The organism is Levilactobacillus suantsaii, from assembly GCF_014069315.1.
GTDB classification, from domain to species: domain Bacteria; phylum Bacillota; class Bacilli; order Lactobacillales; family Lactobacillaceae; genus Levilactobacillus; species Levilactobacillus suantsaii.
Window position 1 is genome coordinate 2,426,433 of sequence record NZ_CP059603.1, and the last position, 19,948, is coordinate 2,446,380.

Here is a 19,948-nt window from a genome sequence, read left to right on the forward strand (position 1 = left end):
TTCACCTCATCTAAGTCTCAATCCTGATCCAACACGGCGGGCACGGGCGCAAGGTCAATCGTGCCGCCAATCATTCTGTTTGTAAAAGAGGGATTCATCCTTGCCCCGATGACATTCTGCCTGGATAGTCACGTGATTCACATCGTATTTATGACACAGCAAGGCCTCAATCTGCCGATAAACGGGTTCAATCTGGCTCAACGGCAGATCGGCCATATTCACGTGCACGGAGAAGACCAGATTATTTTCGTCAATTTGCCAAGCGTGCAAGTGATGTACCCCTTCGATTTGAGGCAAAGCACAGATATCTTTGGCAATTGCGTCGTAATCTAACGCCGGAGCACCCTCCATCAAAATACCGAAGGTCTGTTTCACAATCGGCCACGATTCATAAATAATATACAGGGCGACTAATAAACTAATCACTGGGTCGACCCAACTGATTTGCCAAAAGGTAATCAGCAACGCCCCGATAATCACGCCGATTGACGCTAACGCATCGCTTAGTAAATGCAAGTACGTCGCCCGAATATTCAGATTATGTTGTGCCCCACGGTTCAATAACACCGTGGACAACAAATTGGCCCCGAAACTAATCACGGCCACCCAGAGCATAATATCACCTTTCACGGGTTGTGGTCGTAACAACCGGTGAATGGCTTCACCACCCAACCCTAGGGATACCAGGATCAATAACCCCGAGTTGAGTAACGCCGTTAAGATTTCTACCCGTCGATAACCGAAGGTATTTTGCCGCGTTTGGTGTCGTCCCCCCACCCGATGGGCGACGTAACTTAAAATCACCGATAACGCATCACCAAGATTATGGAAAGCATCCGAAAGTAATGACAAACTCCCCGAGAGGAGACCACCCAATAATTCAAACACGGTAATGACAACATTTAAGACGGTTACGAGCAAGAAACGACCGCCCGTTAACCCTTTCCGTTCCATCAAAATACCCCCCTGTTACCGAACTGACTCCATTATGGCAGAGTTTTGGTCGAAAGAAAAGTCAGTTTTAGGGGAACCTGATTATTTTTCTAACGGCCGGCGAGCTCACGGCCAACCGGTCAAGTCAGATTGGGGCCAAAAAACGCCAAGTTATCCATCCCTACAGACAACTTGGCGTCATTCGATTGGATCTTAACGACTGGTTAATTGAAAACTTTCAGCTAATAATTGGGGGACTTGCGCCGCAGCCGTCGGGTCGGCTAAGCGCACCGTTACCCAATTGGTCTTGTTCATCTGATAGGCGGGAAAGAAGCCCGCCCCTTGTTTCAAGATATCAATCTCTTCTGGCAAGGCCTTGACGACCAGAATATCCACGTCCGTGGGGCCAGTGGTCAGCCCCAACGTCTGCCGAGTCACGTTCATCACTAAACCATACCACTTACCACCATCTGCGTGCCGCAAAACAGCATAGTGTGGATACTTCCGCCACAAATAGGCTGGGACAGTTCCGTATTGGTCTGCGACAATCTGAAAGACTTCTGCTCGCGTCATCTCGTCATCCCTTATTAGTGTCAATTAACGTTTATGATACGCCACTCTAGCGGGGTTCTCAACCGTGACGACCGTTTTTTTAGTGGCTGGCTAAGCTGGCGTTGGTTGAAAAAGATGTTCTGGTCGCACGTGGGTGGTGACCCGTTCGTACGCCAAGTCCTTAACGCCGTCCAAACTCATTCCCACCAGTTCGATTTCTCCGGTTGGGGTGAAGCCGTTCTTTTGAATAATGTGCTGCATCGCCTGATTTTGCGGGTGCGTGTCGACCCGGATACTCTCAATCTCACTCACTTGGTCAACCAATTCAAATAACTGTTGGAACAACTTACCGGCTAACCCGTGGCCCCGGTGATGTGCCGAAACAGCCACCCGGTGAATCGCCAGATAGTTGGCATCATGCGTTAACCACTGGCCACTGATGGTCTGATAGCTGGGATCAATCCCCGGAATAATGGCCGTCGTACCCAATATTTCGTCATTTTCCTCCAAGACAACCGTCCATCCTTGGCGAATATCGTCCGCCAAGACCGTCGTTTCCGGATAAGTTCCCTGCCATTGGTCAATGTTTTGCGCCGCCAATTGGTCACGTCCGTCCTGAATAATCGCTTTGATTGCTGATAAATCAGCCATAGTTGCTTGTCGTAACAGCATGTGTCACACCATCCTTTATTAATTTATTTTTGTTATAGTAACACGTCTTCTTCTAAAAGCAACAACTCCCGCTTCGCTTTTTAGTACGTGAGCGATTAAAGGGGCCGAAAGCTTATCATATCAAGCTTTCGGCCCCTCATCTTTTTCTCATTTTTTAAGGATTTGCCCCGTTACTAGCGCATAAAAAAGCACCGATTGAAGAACCCTCTAAACTTCAATCGGCGCCTGCGGAGGCAAACGGGGCGAGTGAAAATCAAAACGGTTCAATTTTCAAAAACACGTCGTTTCAATCACGATCGCTTACGTTAGCTTGGGCTAGCGTAGTCCAGCGCAAAAATAAACGCGCTATTACTCTTGGTTGTTCGCCTGGTTTCACAACACGTTAACAACATGAATGTCTACTAATCCAGCCAGAAGATCGATTAGCATCGAAGGTCTTTACTGCCCGGGTTTGTAACTCCCCCGCTTTCTTAAGCCTACCATGCTCCCAAATCAGAAACAATCAAAAAGCCTAAGATTCCGGGGTTGCTAAATAAAACCGCCATTGCTGGTCCGTCCGTTTGGCCATCAAGTGTTTGGACGGCGTCGGGTCAAACGGCCCTAAATCGATAGTCGCTGTGTGATCCGCCACGTCCATCTGCGCGAACCGGTCCTCAAAAAACGACCGTAGCGCGTCTAAATAGATGGCCCGTTTCTGCGCGCGAGCGACAGCACTGGTCAACGTATACCCGTCCGCTAAAAAACTCTTGATGAGCTGAACTTGCAGAACTGTCTTATAGGTAAACTTACGATTACTTTTATCCGTGACCGCGTGATTCTTAATGTAGCCCTTGCTTTCCCAGTACCGCAGTTTACTTTGCGCCACCCCCGTTGCCCGTGCGACGTCACCAATCCCCAGCGTCACACTTTCAATGGGAATCTTTTTCATGAGATTAGCCATGTCGTCTTTCACCATGTTGAAGCACCACCTATTCTGTCTGTCGGCCGCTTATCATGAATGAAAGCGGTTGTGAATTTTGTAAGCGAATTTAATATCGATGTTTGTTTTTCTCCAATCAGTATATATTTTATGAAATATATGTCAAGTTAGTTGACAAAAACGGGTGGTCTGCGTATAGTTGTTCCAGATATAATTTTTAGCATAAAAGAGGGAATTGAATTGGGAAAAGCAATTGATACCAACGGTAACGCCTACAACCGGGGGCTACTTGTCATCCTCCTGTTAGTGGGCTCGTTCTGTACCGTTCTGAATCAAACCATTTTAGCGACCGCCTTCCCGACTTTAATGAAGGCCTTCGATGTTTCAACGTCCACAGTCCAGTGGCTCACGACCGGTTTCTTGTTGGTCAACGGGATTATGATTCCCGTGAGTGCCTGGCTCATCAACACGATTAGTTCCAAATGGCTCTACATTGGGGCCATGTCCATCTTCTTGGCCGGAACGTTACTTTGCTGGACCGCATTGAGTTTCCCGATGTTACTGGCTGGCCGGCTGATTCAGGCCGTCGGCGTCGGGGTCTCCATGCCGCTCTTACAAACGATGATGCTGACCATCTTCCCCGCTAACAAGCGAGGAACCGCCATGGGGCTTGCCGGAATCGTCATTGGCCTAGCGCCTGCGATTGGGCCGACCTTATCTGGGTGGGTCATTGATAACGGCTCTTGGCGGGACTTATTTGGGATGATCATCCCAATCGTCGCCGTCGTCATCATTGCCAGCTTCTGGATTATGCGTAGCGTCTTGGACACGCGTAAATCACCACTGGATCTCTTATCCGTGGTTCTTTCCACGGCTGGGTTCGGCAGCATGCTTTACGGGTTCTCCTCCGTCGGGGACGACGGCTGGGGCAGTACCATCGTCTTAAGCACCTTGATTATCGGAGCCATTCTAGTTGCCCTGTTCATCTGGCGGCAATTGACCATGGACGACCCGTTCTTGAACTTCCGGGTTTACAAATCCAAGGAATTCACGGTCGCCGCAATTTTAAGTTCCGTGGTCATGATGGCCATGGTTGGGGTCGAAATGGTCATCCCACTGTACCTGCAAATGGTCAAAGGCATGTCCGCTTTCCACTCCGGGCTGACGCTATTGGCCGGGGCGCTGATGATGGGGATTATGAGTCCCATCACCGGTCGTGCCTTCGACCGCTTTGGCGCCAAACGTTTGGCAACCATGGGTCTGTTCCTCTTAACGATTGGAACGCTCCCATTTGCCTGGATTACTAAAGATACGGCCACCATCTACATCGTGGTACTTTACGCTATCCGGATGTTTGGGATTGCCATGGTCTTGATGCCTGCTACTACGGCCGGGATGAACGCCCTGCCGATGAACATGATCAGTCACGGGACCGCGGTCAACAACACGCAACGACAAGTAGCCAGTTCCGTGGGGACCGCCATTATGGTCAGTGTCTTGACCAACGTGACCAATGGCCAGACGCCAGCTAAGCACATGATGACGACCAACCCGTTAGCCTACGCGGATAAAGCCATCAACGCGACCGTCTCGGGTTACCATGCTGCCTTCTGGATTGCCATCGGCCTGAGTTTGGTTGCATTCGTCGTCGCCTTGTTCTTAAAGGGCAACCGGGAACACTCCATCCATCTTGCCGATGACGATGCTCAACAAGGAGGTGCCGCATCATGATTCTAGTCACATTAGTTTTATCGGCGGTTCTCGCCTTCGTTTGCTATGTCTACATCACCAAGCGCTGGCTGGCTAATAGCTTAACTGTCGTAATGGTCTTGAGCCTCATCACCAGTATCGTGTTCCTCATTAAAAATGACCACGATCACTTCGGAATGCACAACGTTACCACAACTAAGACCACGCGGATCTACTCCGCATCGCCATCGAAACAGATGCCATTGATGTTATACAAGTCTGTCGGAACAGCCGATAAGCACCGCGTCTACGTTTATAAGACCAGTGCCGATGCCAAAAAGACCAGTCATACAACCGCTAAATTGACTACCCATAACGTGGTCAAAAAAACGTCCGGTCGCAACCGCATCGTGACGCAAAAGACCTACCGCGAGTATCGTAGTGGCGCCATGAAGTTCTGGTTCGGTTGGGCCGATAATGGCCATCAACTCGTTAAGGAAACCAACACGATTTACCTGAAACACAACTGGGAAACGCTCAGCACGACGCAGGCTAAAAAGCTCCAAAAGTTAGCCAAGTCGAAGAGCTACCAAGCCAAACAAAAAAAGGCCGCTACGGCTTACGTGAAAAAACAAGTCACGGCCGCAATGACCAAGGACCCGACTATGAGCCAGGCCCAACAACAAAAACTCACTAAACAGGCCACTGCCGCTTACCAGGCTAAGGCCACGCAACAATTGATTCAACGCGTTAAGAACTAAGCAGAATAGAAGTAAAAAAGCGCCTCACCAAACTAAACTGGTGAGGCGCTTTTTGATAATGCACTAATTATAGTTATGAATTGAAAAAGAAGCGCGCTAGGACCCAAAGGTCGCAGCGCGCTTCTTTCGTGGTACGGTAATATCTACCGTTTAGCTTAATTGCGTCATCTTGGACTGGGCTTGCCGACAGCGCGGCATTAAACCGGATAAGTCACTCAAAGACGTCCCATTGTCCTGAAAGCATTGAATCATATCGATCCAATACAGATCGGAATCATCAAATTCCGTTGTTGAATGGTTGGAACCTAACAGTCCGTTCTTGACGTATTCTTCCACACGAGTTTCATCCACCTGCGCCGAACGCGCCAATTCAGTCAAGTTCATCCTCATCGTCACTACCCCACTTTCTTGCGTTCTTTTCTAACTGATGAGAGTATCATACAGCCACCTTTACCAAAATGCAACCCTTTCTAAACACTTTTTTTACTCTCCTTTTGGGCGGTGATTCAAATTGCCCCTTTACCTTGCCACAACACTGTTCTACACTGGTTATTAACGATTTTATATTACCCCCATTCGGCGCCGCCAGCTAGGTTTTTTTAGCCTGTCCTTGATTACTCGACACGTCTCTTTGGGCGGCGAAGAAACGACCCAATCACCGAGTCGTTTCGCCTATTCTGTCGCAGAAAGAAGTTGGTTATATGACTCCTGAGCTTTCTTTTCGTGCCGGTCTGAAGGACGTTTTACCCACCGTTTTTGGCTATATCGGGGTAGGGCTCGCTTTCGGTATCGTCGCGAACACCAGCCACTTAAGCCTCTTAATGGTGGCGGGGCTATCCTTTATCGTCTACGCCGGGTCCGCCCAATTCATCATTGCTAGTATGCTCGTCGCTCACGATCCCCTGTCGGCCATCATGCTCTCCACGTTTCTGGTTAACTCCCGGATGATTCTCATGAGTACCAGTCTGGCCCAAGCCTTTCGTCACGAGTCGTTGACCAAAAACCTGTTGATTGGGAGCTTAGTCACCGACGAAACCTTTGCATTAGCCATGAACAAACGTAACCGGACAGAGGGCCACCTCAGCTTCGCCTGGCAATCCGCCGCTAACGTGGTCGCCTACCTAGTCTGGGGCGTAGCCACCATTTTGGGCGCTGTTCTAGGAAGCTTCATTCAAAACCCGACGCAGTTCGGCTTTGATTTTGCGTTAACCGCCATGTTTATCGGCTTGGTCTACCTCCAGCTGATCAGTGATAAACACTTAGGGCTCACCCGCCAGCTTCTAGTCATGATCTTTGTTGCGTTAATCTACTACATAAGTTTACGGTTCACCAGTGCCAATTTGGCCTTGCTGATTGCCACGATTCTCGGTTGTTTTTTTGGAATGGAGCTGAAAAAATGTCACTAACTCTTTTTGAACTCTGGGTCATTCTGGGGTGTGGCGTGGTCACCCTCCTGTCACGCACGTTACCCTTCGTTTTTGTAAAACGCTTACAATTGCCGGCAGGCGTCATTGACTTTCTAACCTTTGTCCCTATTACCATTATGACCGCTTTATGTTGCCAGGGCCTTTTTATTGCTCACGCGGGCCACTGGGCTACGATTGATTGGGCCAACCTTTACGCGGCTATCCCCGCCACACTAGCTGGCATTCTGACGAAGAGTCTGTTAGCCGTGGTGGTCGTCGGGATCATGGCGATGGCGGTCATTCGCTACTTCAACTGGGGTTGAGCGCCGTCCAAAAAGCGCCAAGAACCTGGTCATTGACCGGATTCCTGGCGCTTTTATATTCGCTAACAATTAATCAGAGTTAATCGACCATCCGCCAGCTACCTTCGTCGGCTCGCGAGATGTCGTTCAAAAATTTCAACACGCGCTTGGCCCGGTCTGGGTGATCAACGTTCAACTGGTTTAACCCGGTCCCCGTAATCATGGGTTCACTGAGCCGAAAATCAGTTCCCTGTAAGTTGCCCGTCGCAAAGGCCACCACGGTCTCTCCCGACTCAATTTGCGTGGTTAAGAAGAACATCGTAAAATCATCATCTTCCGTCATGTAAGCGGGCATCGCCCAAATATCGGGGGCGATTTCTTGCATCTCGCCATCCAAAAACTTAAATTCCTTATGGTTGGCTTGGGTAACAGGTTCTTTTAACACCATCATCATCTGGCCAAATTCGTCGTCGCCTAACTGTAATTGATCTTTCATGGTAAACTCCTCGCTTTCCCGTCGCGCGGGATTAAATTAATAGTGATTAAAAAATAGTCTGGAACCCTCGCTCCAGACTACCAGGATTTCTGTTTGATTACGCATCCATGACGTGAGCAAGCTTCCCGATGGGGAGTTGCATGTGGTCATAGGTATGGTCCCCAATCATCTGGGTCCCCGTGACCTGATACCCCATCCGATCATACAGGCGAAACGCTCCCGGATTTTCCCGGTCGACGTTCAACCCAATGACCGTTTCCTGGTCTTGCTTAGCGTATTGCGGTAACGCCTGCAACAGTCGCCGACCGATACCATGCCCCTGATAGTGCGGGTCCACAGCGAGTGAATCTAGGTACCATTCACCCGGGGTCGTCTCTTGTTCAGCCTCGTAAGGCACCTCAAAGGCCGCACTCTTAGCGGTCAAATCGGCCATGACGTCGTCCACGACTTCCTCTTGATCGCCGGGGTAGCCAAACGCTGCCCCGACCACTTGGCCATTGGCCTCGGCCACCACCGTAGTCGCCGCTCCCGACAAATAAGTTGGGGTGCGGTAGGCTGCCGTGATGACCTGCAATAAGTCGGGGCCCGGAACATCCTCGAGGTCGGTCAATGCCATCTCATCATAGATTAAGTTCATCAACGGGGCTATCTGGGGCGCATCCGTCGGTTGAGCTTTTCGTATTATCACAAAAAATCCTCCATTTCTAGTTATGTCACTAGACTAACGAAGGATTACTAAATTGTCAACGAATATGCTAATGGTCTAATGACCCGTGTAACTTGCTACGTGGTGGCCAAAAATCAAGCCTACAACGAACAAAGTACTCATGGTTACCCAAGTACGCATGTTGAAACTCCCTTCACGTTACGGTTTTGGCGGCGTTTTAGGTGTCGCCCGTAGTTCTGCTAATTCTTGGCGAATCTCGCCTAAGATCTCTAACTGGAAGCGTTCAATTTCCATAGTATGGGGCACCTGGTTCTGCGCCAAATGATCCACCTTGGCGTGCAGTAGTCGCAATTCATGCTCGGACTTCAAATTGACATGGTAGTCGTTCTCGGCCATCATCCGATCCCGGTCCGCCGAACGATTCTGACTCATCATAATGATGGGCGCCTGAACCGCGGCCACACAGCTGAGTACTAAATTTAACAGAATGTAGGGGTAGTTGTCAAAGTTGACCCCAAAAAGGTGCAGGCCGTTGACGAGCATCCACCCCAAAAGCACGAACATGAAAATACCGATAAAGCTCCAGGAACCGCCAAACCGGGCAACCCCATCGGAGACTCGTTGGCCAAAAGTTAAACTCTTGGTTAAGACTTCGTTCACATCAATAATATCGTAATCGTCGCTTTGTAAAGCCCGAGTCAACTTATGGTTAATCTTCTTCGTTTGCTTCAAGTCCGCGTTGATCATCGCATCGACCCGCTCCAACCGATACTTCAAGAGGTGATGACCGCAAATATAATCCGTCACCTTTGCCTTCGGATAATCGCGTTTGATTCGATTCCGTAAATTGGTATCGAGTTCGGCGAGCTGTAACCCATTCTCCAGCGTCACCGGTTGGTGATCGACCAAACAAGTCAAGTCTGCTCCCGTTGTCGTCATCTCGCGTCCCTCCTTATCCTTGGACCCGTAACGTCTGCAACAACGTTTGCCAATCCGCTGGTAGCGAACTAGTAAATTGACGTGGTTCCTGAGTAAACGGGTCCGTAAACGTCAAACTGGCCGCATGCAACGCCTGATGCGTGGCACCAGCTAATAGTGGGCCATCATATAATTGATCCCCCACCAGTGGGTGACCAATCGATGCAAAGTGGGCGCGAATCTGGTGTGTCCGCCCCGTATGTAGCTGTACGCGCACCAACGTTGCTTGGGGCAAGCGTTCTTCGACCCAGTATTCCGTACGCGCAGGTTTGCCCGCCGGCGAGACCAACTGATTATAGCCCGCCGGATCTGGCGCTAACGGCGCATCAATCATATCGTGGTCGTCAGTGAGCTGACCACTGACCAAAGCCAAATAACGCTTATCCACCTGCTTAGCAGCCTGTAGCTGACTAGCCAAACTATTAGCCAAACGGTGCCGCGCAACCCAGACCAATCCACTTGTGAAGCGGTCCAAACGGGTCAAAATATGAGGAACTTGGTTTTCGGCATTTTCGGCTTGCCAAGCGCCCTTGAGCCGATTAACCAGGGTATCTTTACGGTTTGCCGGCCCCGGAACCACGTTTAATCCCGCTGGTTTGTCCACGATGACCCAATCTCGGTTACTAAACAGGACGTGTAGCGGGCCGGAACTGCTAGCCACGGCCGGGTCAGCCAGTTCCGGCGGCAGAATCACGGTCACTTCATCGCCAACTGCGAGTTGGACATCGGGGGCCACGTTTTGCCCGTTGACCCAGATGATTCCCCGGTGTTTTAAATCGCTGAATCCCCGGTGACTGATGCCTTGTTGGCTTAAAAATCGTTTTAAACTAGTGACGGGGGCCGTCACGGGCCAAGATAATTTCATTGCTTAAATCCCTTCTTACTCATCGTCTAACTCAACCATCCAGTCCAACGCGTCATTATGGGTATCGAGCCGGTCTGGATGGTCAACTAACGCCGCGTTAATCCGTTTAATGCGTCCCGCTAACGGGAAACGCAACATCAGGGTGTCTTTGGACCCCGTGACCAGCAAAAAAGGGTCGCCGAGGCGAACGTGCCCCGTTTGCGTTTGCCAAGTCAACCGCTGAACAGGTCCCACCAATTGACGGCCATGATCCGCAAAACCTAACCGTACGACTCCCGGTGCCTGAGGGGTTAACCATAAGGCATCCGCGCTTGTTTCCAACCGATCAATCATCTCGTCACGCCCCTTTATCTGTTGCGTCTAAGTCCCCTATAGTTTACCATAGCCCCGCATTCGGCGGGAAATAAATCTCCCCTTTTTACGGCAAAACGGGTATAATGAAGCCAATTATAAAAGGGGGAGTTAACATGTTGAGTGGGAAAAACATGCTGACCGGAACGTTGATTATGGTGATTGGGGTCATCTTCTTCATCTTCGTCCTGGCCAAATTAATGCCCAAAATGAAGACTGAAGTTGATGGACGTTTCTTGTCCCGCCTGTATTTAGTCGCCAGTGTGTGCGTCATGGAAATGGGCAGTTGGATCTTCTTTTCCTAAGCTAAAATTCAAGTCACTTTAATCACAAATGAGCGCCTCAGGAAAATTATTTCTTGAGGCGCTCATTTTGTAAAGTGAATTCAGTTTCTACCTATTATCAGAGGAAAGACTAAAGTTTCGGGTCGAGGGTCTCAATAATGCGAGCGGGGCTCCCAGCGATTACCACATTATCACCGAATGATTTCGTCACCACGCTACCGACTCCTACAATCACATTATTCCCTAACGTCACACCGGGGCAAATAATGGCACCACCACCGACCCAGACGTCATCACCCAGTGTGATGGGTTTCCCAATCCCCATTGCACCGTTCCGGCGAAGTTTGGGTTCTGCCGGATGATTGACTGAATAGAGCTGGACCTTGGGCCCTAACAAACAATGCTTACCAATGCGAATGTGCGCCACGTCAAGCATCACACAATCGTAGTTAGCAAAGAAGTCGTCGCCCACGTAAATATTGTATCCGTAATCACACCGAAACGTCGCGTGCACGCTAACAGCATCCCCGGTCGCGCCAAATAACTGGCGAATCAATTGCTGACTACGCTGCGGGTCTGTTTCACCTAGTGCGTTAAATGCCTCAAGTTGCTGACGGGCAGCGGCCCGTTCGGCCACCAGCTCTGCGTCGTATACGTCAAACAGTTCGTTGCCCGCAAGCATCTTTTCTTTTTCCGTCCTTGCCATTGGCTCTCCTCCAATTCAATTCTATCCACGATGACCATAAAAATGGTGAGACGCTCGCTCACAGTCGAACGCCCCACCATTTTTAAGTTTAATTTACTTGATGAATGCCTTGTTCATGTTAACCATCGTCGCAAAGTCTTCCATCTGTTCTTCGGTTAAGCTGAAAGACAACATGGTGTGGTGGCCACCACCAGCCTGCATCCAAGCCAAGGCACCTTGCCGTAAGCCAACCTTTGGCGTCCAAAGTTGCTTAGCAACCGGCAACTTAGGGGTTTCGGCTTCTGGCTTGTGCGCATCAACGGCGTAGCTAATCATCTTGAAACCATCACGGAAGTCCGCTACCGTGACGTCAATGGCATCGCCTTCGGAACCCGTGAAGACCAACCGAGCTGGGTCCGCTTTGTTCCCAATATCCAACGGGTGAACTTCAACCCGTGGCTTGTCAGACGCAATGCTCGGGTCGACTTCGAGCATGTGGGAACCCAGAATGGCTTCGTGACCCTTCCGCAGGTCTAACGTGTAGTCTTCCATGAAGGCCGTTTGCTTGTTGTGGGACATGATCTTCATGACCCGACCTAAGGCAGCGGTCTTCCAGTCACCTTCAGCCCCGAAGCCATAACCATCACGAATTAACAGTTGGGCAGCTAAGCCAGGGAGTTGTTCCATGCCATTCAGGTCTTGGAAGTTGGTGGTGAAGGCCGTGTAACCGCCCTGTTCCAAGAACTTCTTGATGCCTAAGTACTGACGAAGCTGAACCCGGACGGAATGTTCGTACTTGTCAGCACCGTTGTCGCCTTGAACCATTTCGTAACGGGACTCCAAATCTTTGTATTCCTTTTCTACGTCCGCATCGTCAACGGCATCGATAACTTCCACTAAGTCGTGAATTGGGTAGTAGTCGACCGTCCAGCCCATTTGAATCTGTGCTTGGACCTTGTCGCCTTCCGTGACGGCTACGTCACGCATGGTATCGCCAAAACGAGCCACCTTCAACTTAAAGCTTTCGTTGTAAGCTACCGCAACGTCTTCCCAACGTGCGATTTCAGCTTGAACGTCGGCGTCGCCCCAGTAACCGTAAATAATCTTGTTGTGCTTCTTCAACCGTGCATTGATATAAGCATATTCCCGATCACCATGAGCACTTTGATTCAAGTTCATGTAATCAAAGTCGATGTCGGCATAAGGGATATTGTTTAAGTATTGGGTGGCTAAGTGTAATAACGGCTTTTGCAATAATTCCGTCCCGCGGATCCAGTTCTTGGCTGGAGAAAAGGTGTGCATCCAGGTGATGACCCCGGCCACCTTGTCGTTGTAGTTAGCTTCCTTCATGAATTTCGTAATACCATCAGCCGTGGTCATGACGTCTTTAAAGACCACTTTATAAGGTAACTTGCCGCTGGCATTTAATTTGTCAGCGATATCTTGGGCATCCTTAGCCACGGACTTCAATTGTTCTTCACCATAGAGATGTTGGCTACCGGTGACAAACCAAAATTCATAATCAGGTACAGATAACATAGTTAAGCACTCCTTTTAAATAATTGTTAGTAAGGGTCAGTGTTACTCAGTTTCACGCGCCGCATGTTCTTGCGACTTGGCATTGTTTTGCCCATAATAAGCATTCTTTCCGTGCTTACGGTAATAATGCTTATCCAACAAATATTGTGGCAACTCCGAGTTGGCCCGGGTCAACTGCATAGTATGGTAATCTTCACCTGCAACGACTTCCAAGACCTTGGCGTTGTAAACCGCTTTATCTGGCGTTGGCCCCCAAGCAAAGGGACCGTGTTGGCTGACCAACGCTGCTGGCGTGGCTTCGTAATCGAGACCCCGTTCCTTGAAGGTCTTCACGATGGTCTTCCCCGTGTTGCCTTCGTAGTCTTCTTCAATTTCTTCCTTAGTTAAAGCATCCGCTGCTGGGACCCCCGTGAAGAAGGTGTCCGCGTGCGTGGTGTTCATGGCTGGAATGTCCATCTTCGCCGCCGCAAAGGAGACCGCCCATGGTGAGTGGGTGTGCACGATTCCGCCAATATTCGGGAAAGCGTTGTACAACACGGTGTGGGTCGGTGTATCGCTGGACGGGTTCATGTCCCCTTCAACGACTTCACCCTTAAGGTTTACGACCACCATATCGCTAGGCTTGAGTTGGTCGTAGTCGACACCAGATGGTTTGATGACGAACAAACCCTTTTCCCGGTCAATTCCGGAAACGTTCCCCCAGGTGAAGGTCACGAGGTCTAACTTTGGTAGTTGCATGTTGGCCTCGTAGACCTCTTGCTTTAAGTCTTCTAACATGTTCTGATTCTCCTTTAGTCTTTCAATTGTTGCACGGCCTGCGTTTCAATCGATAAGCCACGTTTGTAGTTTTCAATAAATACGTCGGCGCCTTTGACCCCTTCTTCGGTGGGATTCAGCGTAGTGCTTTCGGGATTGACGAAGACCCGGTGATCCAGAAAGTCTTCGAGACTTTCGCCAGCCTTTTTCGCCGTCACGTAGAAGCCTAAGATCGCCATCCCCCACGGACCACCTTCACCAGCGGTACTCATCACCGTAATCGGTGCGTCGAGTGAATCTGCTAAAATTTGTTGACCAACTTTAGGGGTGCGGAAGATCCCACCCTGGGCAATCAAGGAATCCACATGAATGTGCTCTTCCTTGGCCAGGATGTCCATGCCAATTTTCAAGGGCGCAAACGCCGCATAAAGCTGAGTTTTCATAAAGTTAGCCAGGTTAAAGTGGCTGTTGGGTGTTCGGACGAAAAGCGGCCGACCCGCAGTGACTTTAGTGATGTTTTCCCCTGAAAGGTAACTGTAATTCAACAGGCCCCCAGCATCCGCATCACCCTTAGTCGACTGGTTGAACAACGCACCATACAAGTCATCCGGTGATAGCTTCACGCCAACGGCTTGGGCAAACTCATTGAAGAGGTCCACCCAGGCGTTGATGTCTGACGAGCAATTGTTGGTGTGGACCATGGCAACAGGTAACCCGGTCGGCGTTGTGACCATGTCGATATCGCGGTGAACGTCCTTCATAGGTTGATCCAAGACCACCATGGAGAAGGCCGACGTCCCGGCGGAAATGTTCCCGGTTCGTTCGCGAACGGCGTTAGTGCCGACCATCCCAGTCCCGGCGTCCCCTTCAGGTGGGGCCATCACACTACCAGCGGTCAAGTTACCATTGACGTCCAAGAGCTTGGCCCCAGTTGCAGTCAGCTCACCTGCGGGTTCTCCGGCGACCAGCACTTGTGGCAAAATATCGTCGATGTTCCACAGGTATTGGCGAACAGCTTTTAAACTTGCAAACTGCTTTAGAAAGTCTTGGTTGTAAGTCTTGGTCTCACTATCAATTGGGAAGATTCCGGAAGCATCTCCGATACCCACAACCTTTCGACCAGATAATTGCCAGTGAACGTAGCCCGCCAAAGTGGTGATGAAGGCCACGTCTTTCACGTGATCTTCCTGATTCAGAATGGCTTGATACAAATGCGCAATGCTCCACCGTTGGGGAATGTTGAAATCGAACAACTCGGTCAAATCGTCGGCCGCTTGAGCTGTGATGTTATTGCGCCAAGTCCGGAATGGAACTAATAACTGATCATCTTGATTGAACGCCATGTATCCGTGCATCATGGCACTGACACCGATTGATCCAATCTTAGTCAGGGTCACACCGTATTTATCTTGAACTTGGGCGGCCATGGCTTGATAACTGGCTTGAATCCCCGCCCAAATCTTGTCCAAAGAATACGTCCAAATTCCTTGTTCCAGTTGGTTCTCCCAACCATAGCTTCCACTCGCAATGGTCTTGAAATCTGGGGTGACTAACACAGCTTTAATTCGCGTGGACCCCAATTCAATTCCTAACGAAATGTTACCGCTTTCAACATCTCGAATAATCTTCTCCGCACTCATGCAACACCCTCCATAACTCTACCTTGGTTTGTGATTGTTAATTCGTGATTTCTTAATGACTCAAGTGTATTATTTTTATTCGAATAAATCAAGGAGTTTTTATATTCATCCGTATTATTCATAAACAATCGTCAGTAAAATCGGTTGCTGTATCCGCTATCTTTCACCCATATAATTGTCGCAAACTAGATTGTCCACCAAATTTAATGATTCATAAACCGCCTTAAATTAAAGAAATTTGTTCCCTTTAAGATAAGTTCGCTATTTTCTCGCTCAACTATTATCCGGATAAATAAACCCAGCCGACTTAACATAGCCGTATCCATACTGAGACTAACTAAATAGATGGTGGCACGGTATCTACTAGAATTTAATAGCAATAAAAAACGGTTGTTCGTCGTCACGAACAACCGTAGAAATCATTTATTTTGCAGGTTTTACCCGTTGAATAGCTGAGTCACGTTCGACCACTTCAGGATGGTAGGTAATTGACTCGACAGTCTCCCGATTCAATAACTTAATCAGTAAGCCCGCTGCATCGGCGCCCATCCGTTCTTTTTCGTGATTGATGGTCGTCAAGCTGGGGGTAAAGTACTCACCCATTTGATAATTATCGAAGCCCACCACGGAGACATCGGTTGGAACCTGCACGTTTTGTGACTTGAGAAAATCGATGACCTCGATAGCCAACTGATCGTTGTAACACACGATGGCGCTCGGCGCGTCGTGTTGCTTCAGGTAACCAATAATCCGTTCAAATAACTTCTGGGTGTCTTCCCCAGACTGATACATGATGATGTTGCTCATGTAAGACAGTTCCGGTCGTTGCTGATAGGCCCGGATAAAGCCGTTCATCCGGTTGACTCCCTGGATATCATCGACCTGAAAAATCCCCAGGATGCTTTCATGTCCCAGACCAAACAGATAATTGACAAGGTCCTGTTCAGCCGCTAAATCGTCCGTATCGACGTACGGAAAATCAAAGGTTGGGTAGTGCGCGTTAATAAATAACGTGGGCAACTCATCGTCCTTGATTTCTTGATACAGATCCTGGTTGGGATTAGGCAACGCACTTTGCGTGGGCTCAATAATCAACCCAGCCACCTTACTGTCCAGCATACTGATGAGACTCTTGCGTTCCTTTTGGTGGGTGTTATGCGTGTTACTCAGCAAAATTGAATATCCCGCCTGAGAAAGAACCTGGTCGATGCCCGAAATAATATTCGGAAAAATATAGTCGGCGATGTGGGTGGTAATCACCCCAATCAGCTTAGTATCCGCCGGGGCTGACCAATCTTTGTGCCAATCCTGAACGAACATCCCCCCGCCTTGAATCCGGTAGATAAAATGGTCGCTTTCCAAATCCCCCACGGCTCGACGTACCGTATACCGGCTAACCGCGTACTGTTGCATCAATTCCGACTCCGTGGGTAACTTATCGTGAATCTTATATTTACCGGAAATAATCTCTTCTTTTAATCCATCTTTTACTTTCTGATATTTGTTTTCCATAGCGCACCTCATTATTGCTTTTAAGTCTACCGGTTTTGGGGTGATACTTCAAACAAATTCACCCCAAATTTAAATTGGTCACATAACTAAGCTGTTTAGCTAGGTCAGTCACCAAACCTATCTGTTCTCCTTTACTCTTATTCATGAGGTCCGCTTATTAGTTACCGATAATTATAAGTGATTACGTTCCAAGAATACCCGTTCAACATTGCCGTTTGGGTTGTACTGGAGGGATCACACTGAAAATCATCCCGTGGCATCAATGTCAGCGTATCTGGATGTTCGCGCGTGTTTTGCGCATCTAATTCCCCAATTAGATGCTGTTGCTGCCCAGACTTAATGGTACGGGGTAACGTAACAGTGAGTTGTTGGGTTGTTTTTCCCCGGTTAACCGCATAAATGACATATGCCGACCCAGTATCCACAACTACCTGATCCACAACGGGCACGTTTTGATAACGTGTCGTTGAATAAACGTCACCGTCCACCAACGTCGACTCAACAACGTGTGTTTGATCAGTCAAATTCTGCAACAATGACTGTAAGACATAATAAGTCGGGTTAGCCCAGGCAGCACCGCCTTCGTCCGTTAAAATTAGGGGAATCGTATTGACTAATAAGGCCTGACACGACAGCTTCACGCGGTCACCGTGGCGTAAAATTGCCAAAGCCATCGATCCAAACAACAGCGTATCGGCAAGGTTAAAGTAGCACCAATCCACTGGGTTATGTTCTGTCCAGGGTTGTGGGGCCTTGAGCGAACGCCGATGAACATTCCATTCATCAAAGGAAATCTTCATGGTTTTCGAACTGTGTTTCAGTGCCTTCACCGCATCCGCAATCGTTTCAATCTCTTCGATTTGCTTGTCGAACTCCCGTGAACGGGCCAAGTAAGTGGGTAAATCATCGACACTAGCTTGGTCTTCTTGATCCATATGTTCAGACTGCCCCCGGTCGACATAGTCGTGCATGGCAATGAAGTCTACATTATCATAAGCCGCCATTAAAACTTTGAAATCCCAAGACGGGTACGAGGCTAAGCGGGGAGTTGAGCTTCCCACCAAAATCGTTTCGATGTTCAGATCCATTAACTTCATGGCCTTCGCCGTTTCGTTCGCCAGTTTGCCATACGCTTCTGGAGTCTTCTTAGCAACTTGCCACTTCCCGTCGAGTTCGTTACCCAGGCACCAATATTTGACCCCGTACGGTTCGGTATGCCCGTTTTGTCGCCGCAAATTGGCCCAGTCGGTATCCAACGCCCCGTTTACGTATTCCAGTTCGTGAAGCGCATCGTCAATTCCCCTGGTCCCCAGATTAACGGTCAACACGGGATTTTCGACGTGAACCTGTTGACACCACTGAAAAAACTCGTCCAAGCCAAATTGGTTGGTTTCCACGGCCTGCCACGCCAGATTCATCCGCCGCGGCCGTTGCTTTTTATCCCCAATAGTATCTTCCCAATGATAGCTCGACGTATAGTTGCCACCGGGATAGCGGACCGTCTTGAGCCCTAACTTGCGTACCAGTTGCACCACATCGTCACGAAAGCCGGCTGCCGTCGCCGTTGGGTGATCCGGTTCATAAATCCCCGTATACACCACGGTTCCCATGTGCTCCACAAACGACCCGAACAACTGCGGTCCCACCGAAAAATGCTTTTGCTGGTTCAGCTGTAATCTTGCCATAACGCTCAAATCCTCCTTAATCAAACAGACTACCTAATTGGCCTAGTAATGACCTTATCAAAGTGAATTTTACCCTTATTTGGTAGCGCTTTCAATAAATTCTACATCTAAGCTTAAATTTATTGAACCTTTTTTAACTATAGTAGGCGGCCAGATTGATATTCTGATCATAATTGCCAAACCCTTTCCCAAAAATGGTGCAACCACCGGACTTCTTGGCATCAGGTTTAATTTCGAAACGAATCGTCCATACGTCGCTATCTTGTGGTAAGTCATCCAGATTGACCGCTGCAAAAGGTTGCCCATCCAGGTAAGTTCCGTGGTTGGTGACCCGTAAAATCTTAAGGATGCCGTACTGGTTCACATTATCGGGCACCCAATCGGGTGTGTACTTCCCCCGGATATCGGAAAAGTCACCGGGACTCCGCCAGGTTCCAATTTCACATCCATTAATGAAGAAAGTAATATCGGACGGCCAGGTATTGTTGGAAAAAGGAAACTCAGAACCCAGTTCCATTGATAGGTCCAGCATCTCTAAATTTTCCCGTCGACGTAAAAAATTCGGCGTTTGATACTCCACGAATCCATCATTGAACCAAATCATCCCCGCCTTAACTCGGTCGGCCAACATGAAGTACTTGGGATTATCGACTCGACCAATATAATCGTCCGGGCCTGCCAACCCACACGACGGCGCCACGTGATAAGCTGTGTAGTGGCCCACGGGAATTGCCGTCCGATGCACCTTGAAGTCCGGATAAACCTGTTGCGGAAACTTAACGTCAATCGTATCGACCCGCAACGTGGAAACCTTCTTGTGACCGACCCGGTGACTATCAATTATTTTAGCGGCCACCAGCTTATCGAGGTGTTTAGTCACGATGGGACTACTAAGTTGTAAAGCGGTTGCCAAATCTTGAACACTTCGTGGCCGTTCAGATAAGAGACGCATAATTTGTAATCGAACCGGACTCGCCAAAGCTTCGTAAACGGGTAACGATTCATTTGAAAGGTCTAATTGCATTTTTCGTCCTCCTAGGGACTAAATAAACGGCTTACATTTCTCTATTCATTAACTTTAATCACAATATTGCTGTATATCAGTTTTAAAATTAAGCTTAGCCTTAATTATAAACCTTTTTTTAATTATTTCTCCGAAAAGAATCCTAAAAAGGTTGACAACGTTTTCATACGGTCGTATATTGCAATTGTACTTATTTATTAGGATTTATTGGAAACGGAAATTATTAAGTCCT

At 48.8% G+C, this 19,948-nt stretch carries 22 protein-coding genes; 5 read left to right on the top strand and 17 right to left on the bottom strand.

Features of this window, described 5'->3' with window-relative positions:
- Positions 1-54: 54 nt before the first annotated feature.
- The 4 genes from H3M12_RS11490 to H3M12_RS11505 all read right to left on the bottom strand — a co-directional run bounded on the left by H3M12_RS11490 (position 55) and on the right by H3M12_RS11505 (position 3,112).
- Positions 55-954, bottom strand: a complete 900-nt coding sequence (locus H3M12_RS11490) for a cation diffusion facilitator family transporter (protein WP_129031388.1) — start codon at positions 952-954, stop codon at positions 55-57.
- A 192-nt stretch (positions 955-1,146) separates the two neighbouring features.
- Positions 1,147-1,506: an MmcQ/YjbR family DNA-binding protein gene (locus H3M12_RS11495; RefSeq protein WP_129031389.1), complete on the bottom strand. Its 360-nt coding sequence runs from the start codon at positions 1,504-1,506 to the stop codon at positions 1,147-1,149.
- Positions 1,507-1,596: 90 nt separating this feature from the next.
- Complete coding sequence (locus tag H3M12_RS11500) at positions 1,597-2,157, bottom strand: GNAT family N-acetyltransferase (protein WP_182150729.1); 561 nt, start codon at positions 2,155-2,157, stop codon at positions 1,597-1,599.
- Between the two features lie 511 nt (positions 2,158-2,668).
- Entirely contained in the window at positions 2,669-3,112 is a 444-nt protein-coding gene (locus H3M12_RS11505) for a MerR family transcriptional regulator (RefSeq protein ID WP_170954923.1), read from the bottom strand.
- A gap of 204 nt (positions 3,113-3,316) precedes the next feature.
- Here H3M12_RS11505 and H3M12_RS11510 point away from each other — a divergent pair, with 204 nt between their 5' ends.
- Positions 3,317-4,807, top strand: a complete 1,491-nt coding sequence (locus tag H3M12_RS11510) for an MDR family MFS transporter (RefSeq protein WP_129031391.1) — start codon at positions 3,317-3,319, stop codon at positions 4,805-4,807.
- Positions 4,804-5,526, top strand: coding sequence for a DUF4811 domain-containing protein (locus H3M12_RS11515; RefSeq protein WP_129031392.1), 723 nt, complete (start codon positions 4,804-4,806; stop codon positions 5,524-5,526). Before H3M12_RS11510 ends, H3M12_RS11515 begins: the two co-directional genes overlap by 4 nt.
- Positions 5,527-5,676: 150 nt before the next feature.
- Here H3M12_RS11515 and H3M12_RS11520 read toward each other — a convergent pair whose 3' ends face one another.
- Positions 5,677-5,877 carry a MerR family transcriptional regulator gene (locus H3M12_RS11520; RefSeq protein WP_233449184.1) on the bottom strand — a complete coding sequence of 67 codons (201 nt, stop codon included), beginning with the start codon at positions 5,875-5,877 and terminating at the stop codon, positions 5,677-5,679.
- Positions 5,878-6,227: 350 nt separating this feature from the next.
- Here H3M12_RS11520 and H3M12_RS11525 point away from each other — a divergent pair, with 350 nt between their 5' ends.
- Both H3M12_RS11525 and H3M12_RS11530 read left to right on the top strand, forming a co-directional pair.
- Positions 6,228-6,932 (top strand): AzlC family ABC transporter permease, encoded by a 705-nt coding sequence (locus tag H3M12_RS11525; protein WP_129031394.1) that lies wholly within the window; start codon positions 6,228-6,230, stop codon positions 6,930-6,932.
- Positions 6,923-7,255: an AzlD domain-containing protein gene (locus H3M12_RS11530; protein ID WP_129031395.1), complete on the top strand. Its 333-nt coding sequence runs from the start codon at positions 6,923-6,925 to the stop codon at positions 7,253-7,255. Before H3M12_RS11525 ends, H3M12_RS11530 begins: the two co-directional genes overlap by 10 nt.
- Before the next feature lie 79 nt (positions 7,256-7,334).
- Here H3M12_RS11530 and H3M12_RS11535 read toward each other — a convergent pair whose 3' ends face one another.
- The 5 genes from H3M12_RS11535 to H3M12_RS11555 form a co-directional block, all read right to left on the bottom strand.
- Positions 7,335-7,730, bottom strand: coding sequence for a hypothetical protein (locus tag H3M12_RS11535; RefSeq protein ID WP_129031396.1), 396 nt, complete (start codon positions 7,728-7,730; stop codon positions 7,335-7,337).
- Between the two features lie 97 nt (positions 7,731-7,827).
- Entirely contained in the window at positions 7,828-8,367 is a 540-nt protein-coding gene (locus tag H3M12_RS11540) for a GNAT family N-acetyltransferase (RefSeq protein WP_170954928.1), read from the bottom strand.
- Between the two features lie 228 nt (positions 8,368-8,595).
- Positions 8,596-9,336, bottom strand: a complete 741-nt coding sequence (locus tag H3M12_RS11545; protein WP_129031398.1) for a DUF1003 domain-containing protein — start codon at positions 9,334-9,336, stop codon at positions 8,596-8,598.
- A gap of 13 nt (positions 9,337-9,349) precedes the next feature.
- Positions 9,350-10,240 (bottom strand): RluA family pseudouridine synthase, encoded by an 891-nt coding sequence (locus tag H3M12_RS11550; protein ID WP_129031399.1) that lies wholly within the window; start codon positions 10,238-10,240, stop codon positions 9,350-9,352.
- Between the two features lie 15 nt (positions 10,241-10,255).
- Positions 10,256-10,573, bottom strand: coding sequence for a glycine cleavage system H protein (lipoate-binding) (locus tag H3M12_RS11555; protein ID WP_129031400.1), 318 nt, complete (start codon positions 10,571-10,573; stop codon positions 10,256-10,258).
- Positions 10,574-10,707: 134 nt separating this feature from the next.
- Between H3M12_RS11555 and H3M12_RS11560 the strand changes: the two genes are divergently transcribed.
- Complete coding sequence (locus tag H3M12_RS11560; protein WP_129031401.1) at positions 10,708-10,896, top strand: hypothetical protein; 189 nt, start codon at positions 10,708-10,710, stop codon at positions 10,894-10,896.
- A 109-nt stretch (positions 10,897-11,005) separates the two neighbouring features.
- Here the strand turns inward: H3M12_RS11560 and H3M12_RS11565 are convergent, their stop codons facing one another.
- The 7 genes from H3M12_RS11565 to H3M12_RS11595 all read right to left on the bottom strand — a co-directional run bounded on the left by H3M12_RS11565 (position 11,006) and on the right by H3M12_RS11595 (position 19,716).
- On the bottom strand, positions 11,006-11,581 hold the full coding sequence (locus H3M12_RS11565) for a sugar O-acetyltransferase (protein WP_129031402.1): 576 nt from the start codon (positions 11,579-11,581) through the stop codon (positions 11,006-11,008).
- A gap of 93 nt (positions 11,582-11,674) precedes the next feature.
- Positions 11,675-13,099: an L-arabinose isomerase gene (gene araA / locus H3M12_RS11570; RefSeq protein WP_129031403.1), complete on the bottom strand. Its 1,425-nt coding sequence runs from the start codon at positions 13,097-13,099 to the stop codon at positions 11,675-11,677.
- A gap of 42 nt (positions 13,100-13,141) precedes the next feature.
- Positions 13,142-13,876, bottom strand: a complete 735-nt coding sequence (locus H3M12_RS11575) for an L-ribulose-5-phosphate 4-epimerase (protein WP_129031404.1) — start codon at positions 13,874-13,876, stop codon at positions 13,142-13,144.
- A gap of 14 nt (positions 13,877-13,890) precedes the next feature.
- Positions 13,891-15,495, bottom strand: coding sequence for a xylulokinase (locus tag H3M12_RS11580; protein WP_182150731.1), 1,605 nt, complete (start codon positions 15,493-15,495; stop codon positions 13,891-13,893).
- A 423-nt stretch (positions 15,496-15,918) separates the two neighbouring features.
- On the bottom strand, positions 15,919-17,007 hold the full coding sequence (locus tag H3M12_RS11585; RefSeq protein ID WP_129031406.1) for a GntR family transcriptional regulator: 1,089 nt from the start codon (positions 17,005-17,007) through the stop codon (positions 15,919-15,921).
- A gap of 161 nt (positions 17,008-17,168) precedes the next feature.
- Positions 17,169-18,692 (bottom strand): alpha-L-arabinofuranosidase C-terminal domain-containing protein, encoded by a 1,524-nt coding sequence (locus H3M12_RS11590; RefSeq protein ID WP_129031407.1) that lies wholly within the window; start codon positions 18,690-18,692, stop codon positions 17,169-17,171.
- Between the two features lie 133 nt (positions 18,693-18,825).
- Positions 18,826-19,716 (bottom strand): ArsR/SmtB family transcription factor, encoded by an 891-nt coding sequence (locus tag H3M12_RS11595; protein ID WP_129031408.1) that lies wholly within the window; start codon positions 19,714-19,716, stop codon positions 18,826-18,828.
- Between the last annotated feature and the right edge of the window lie 232 nt (positions 19,717-19,948).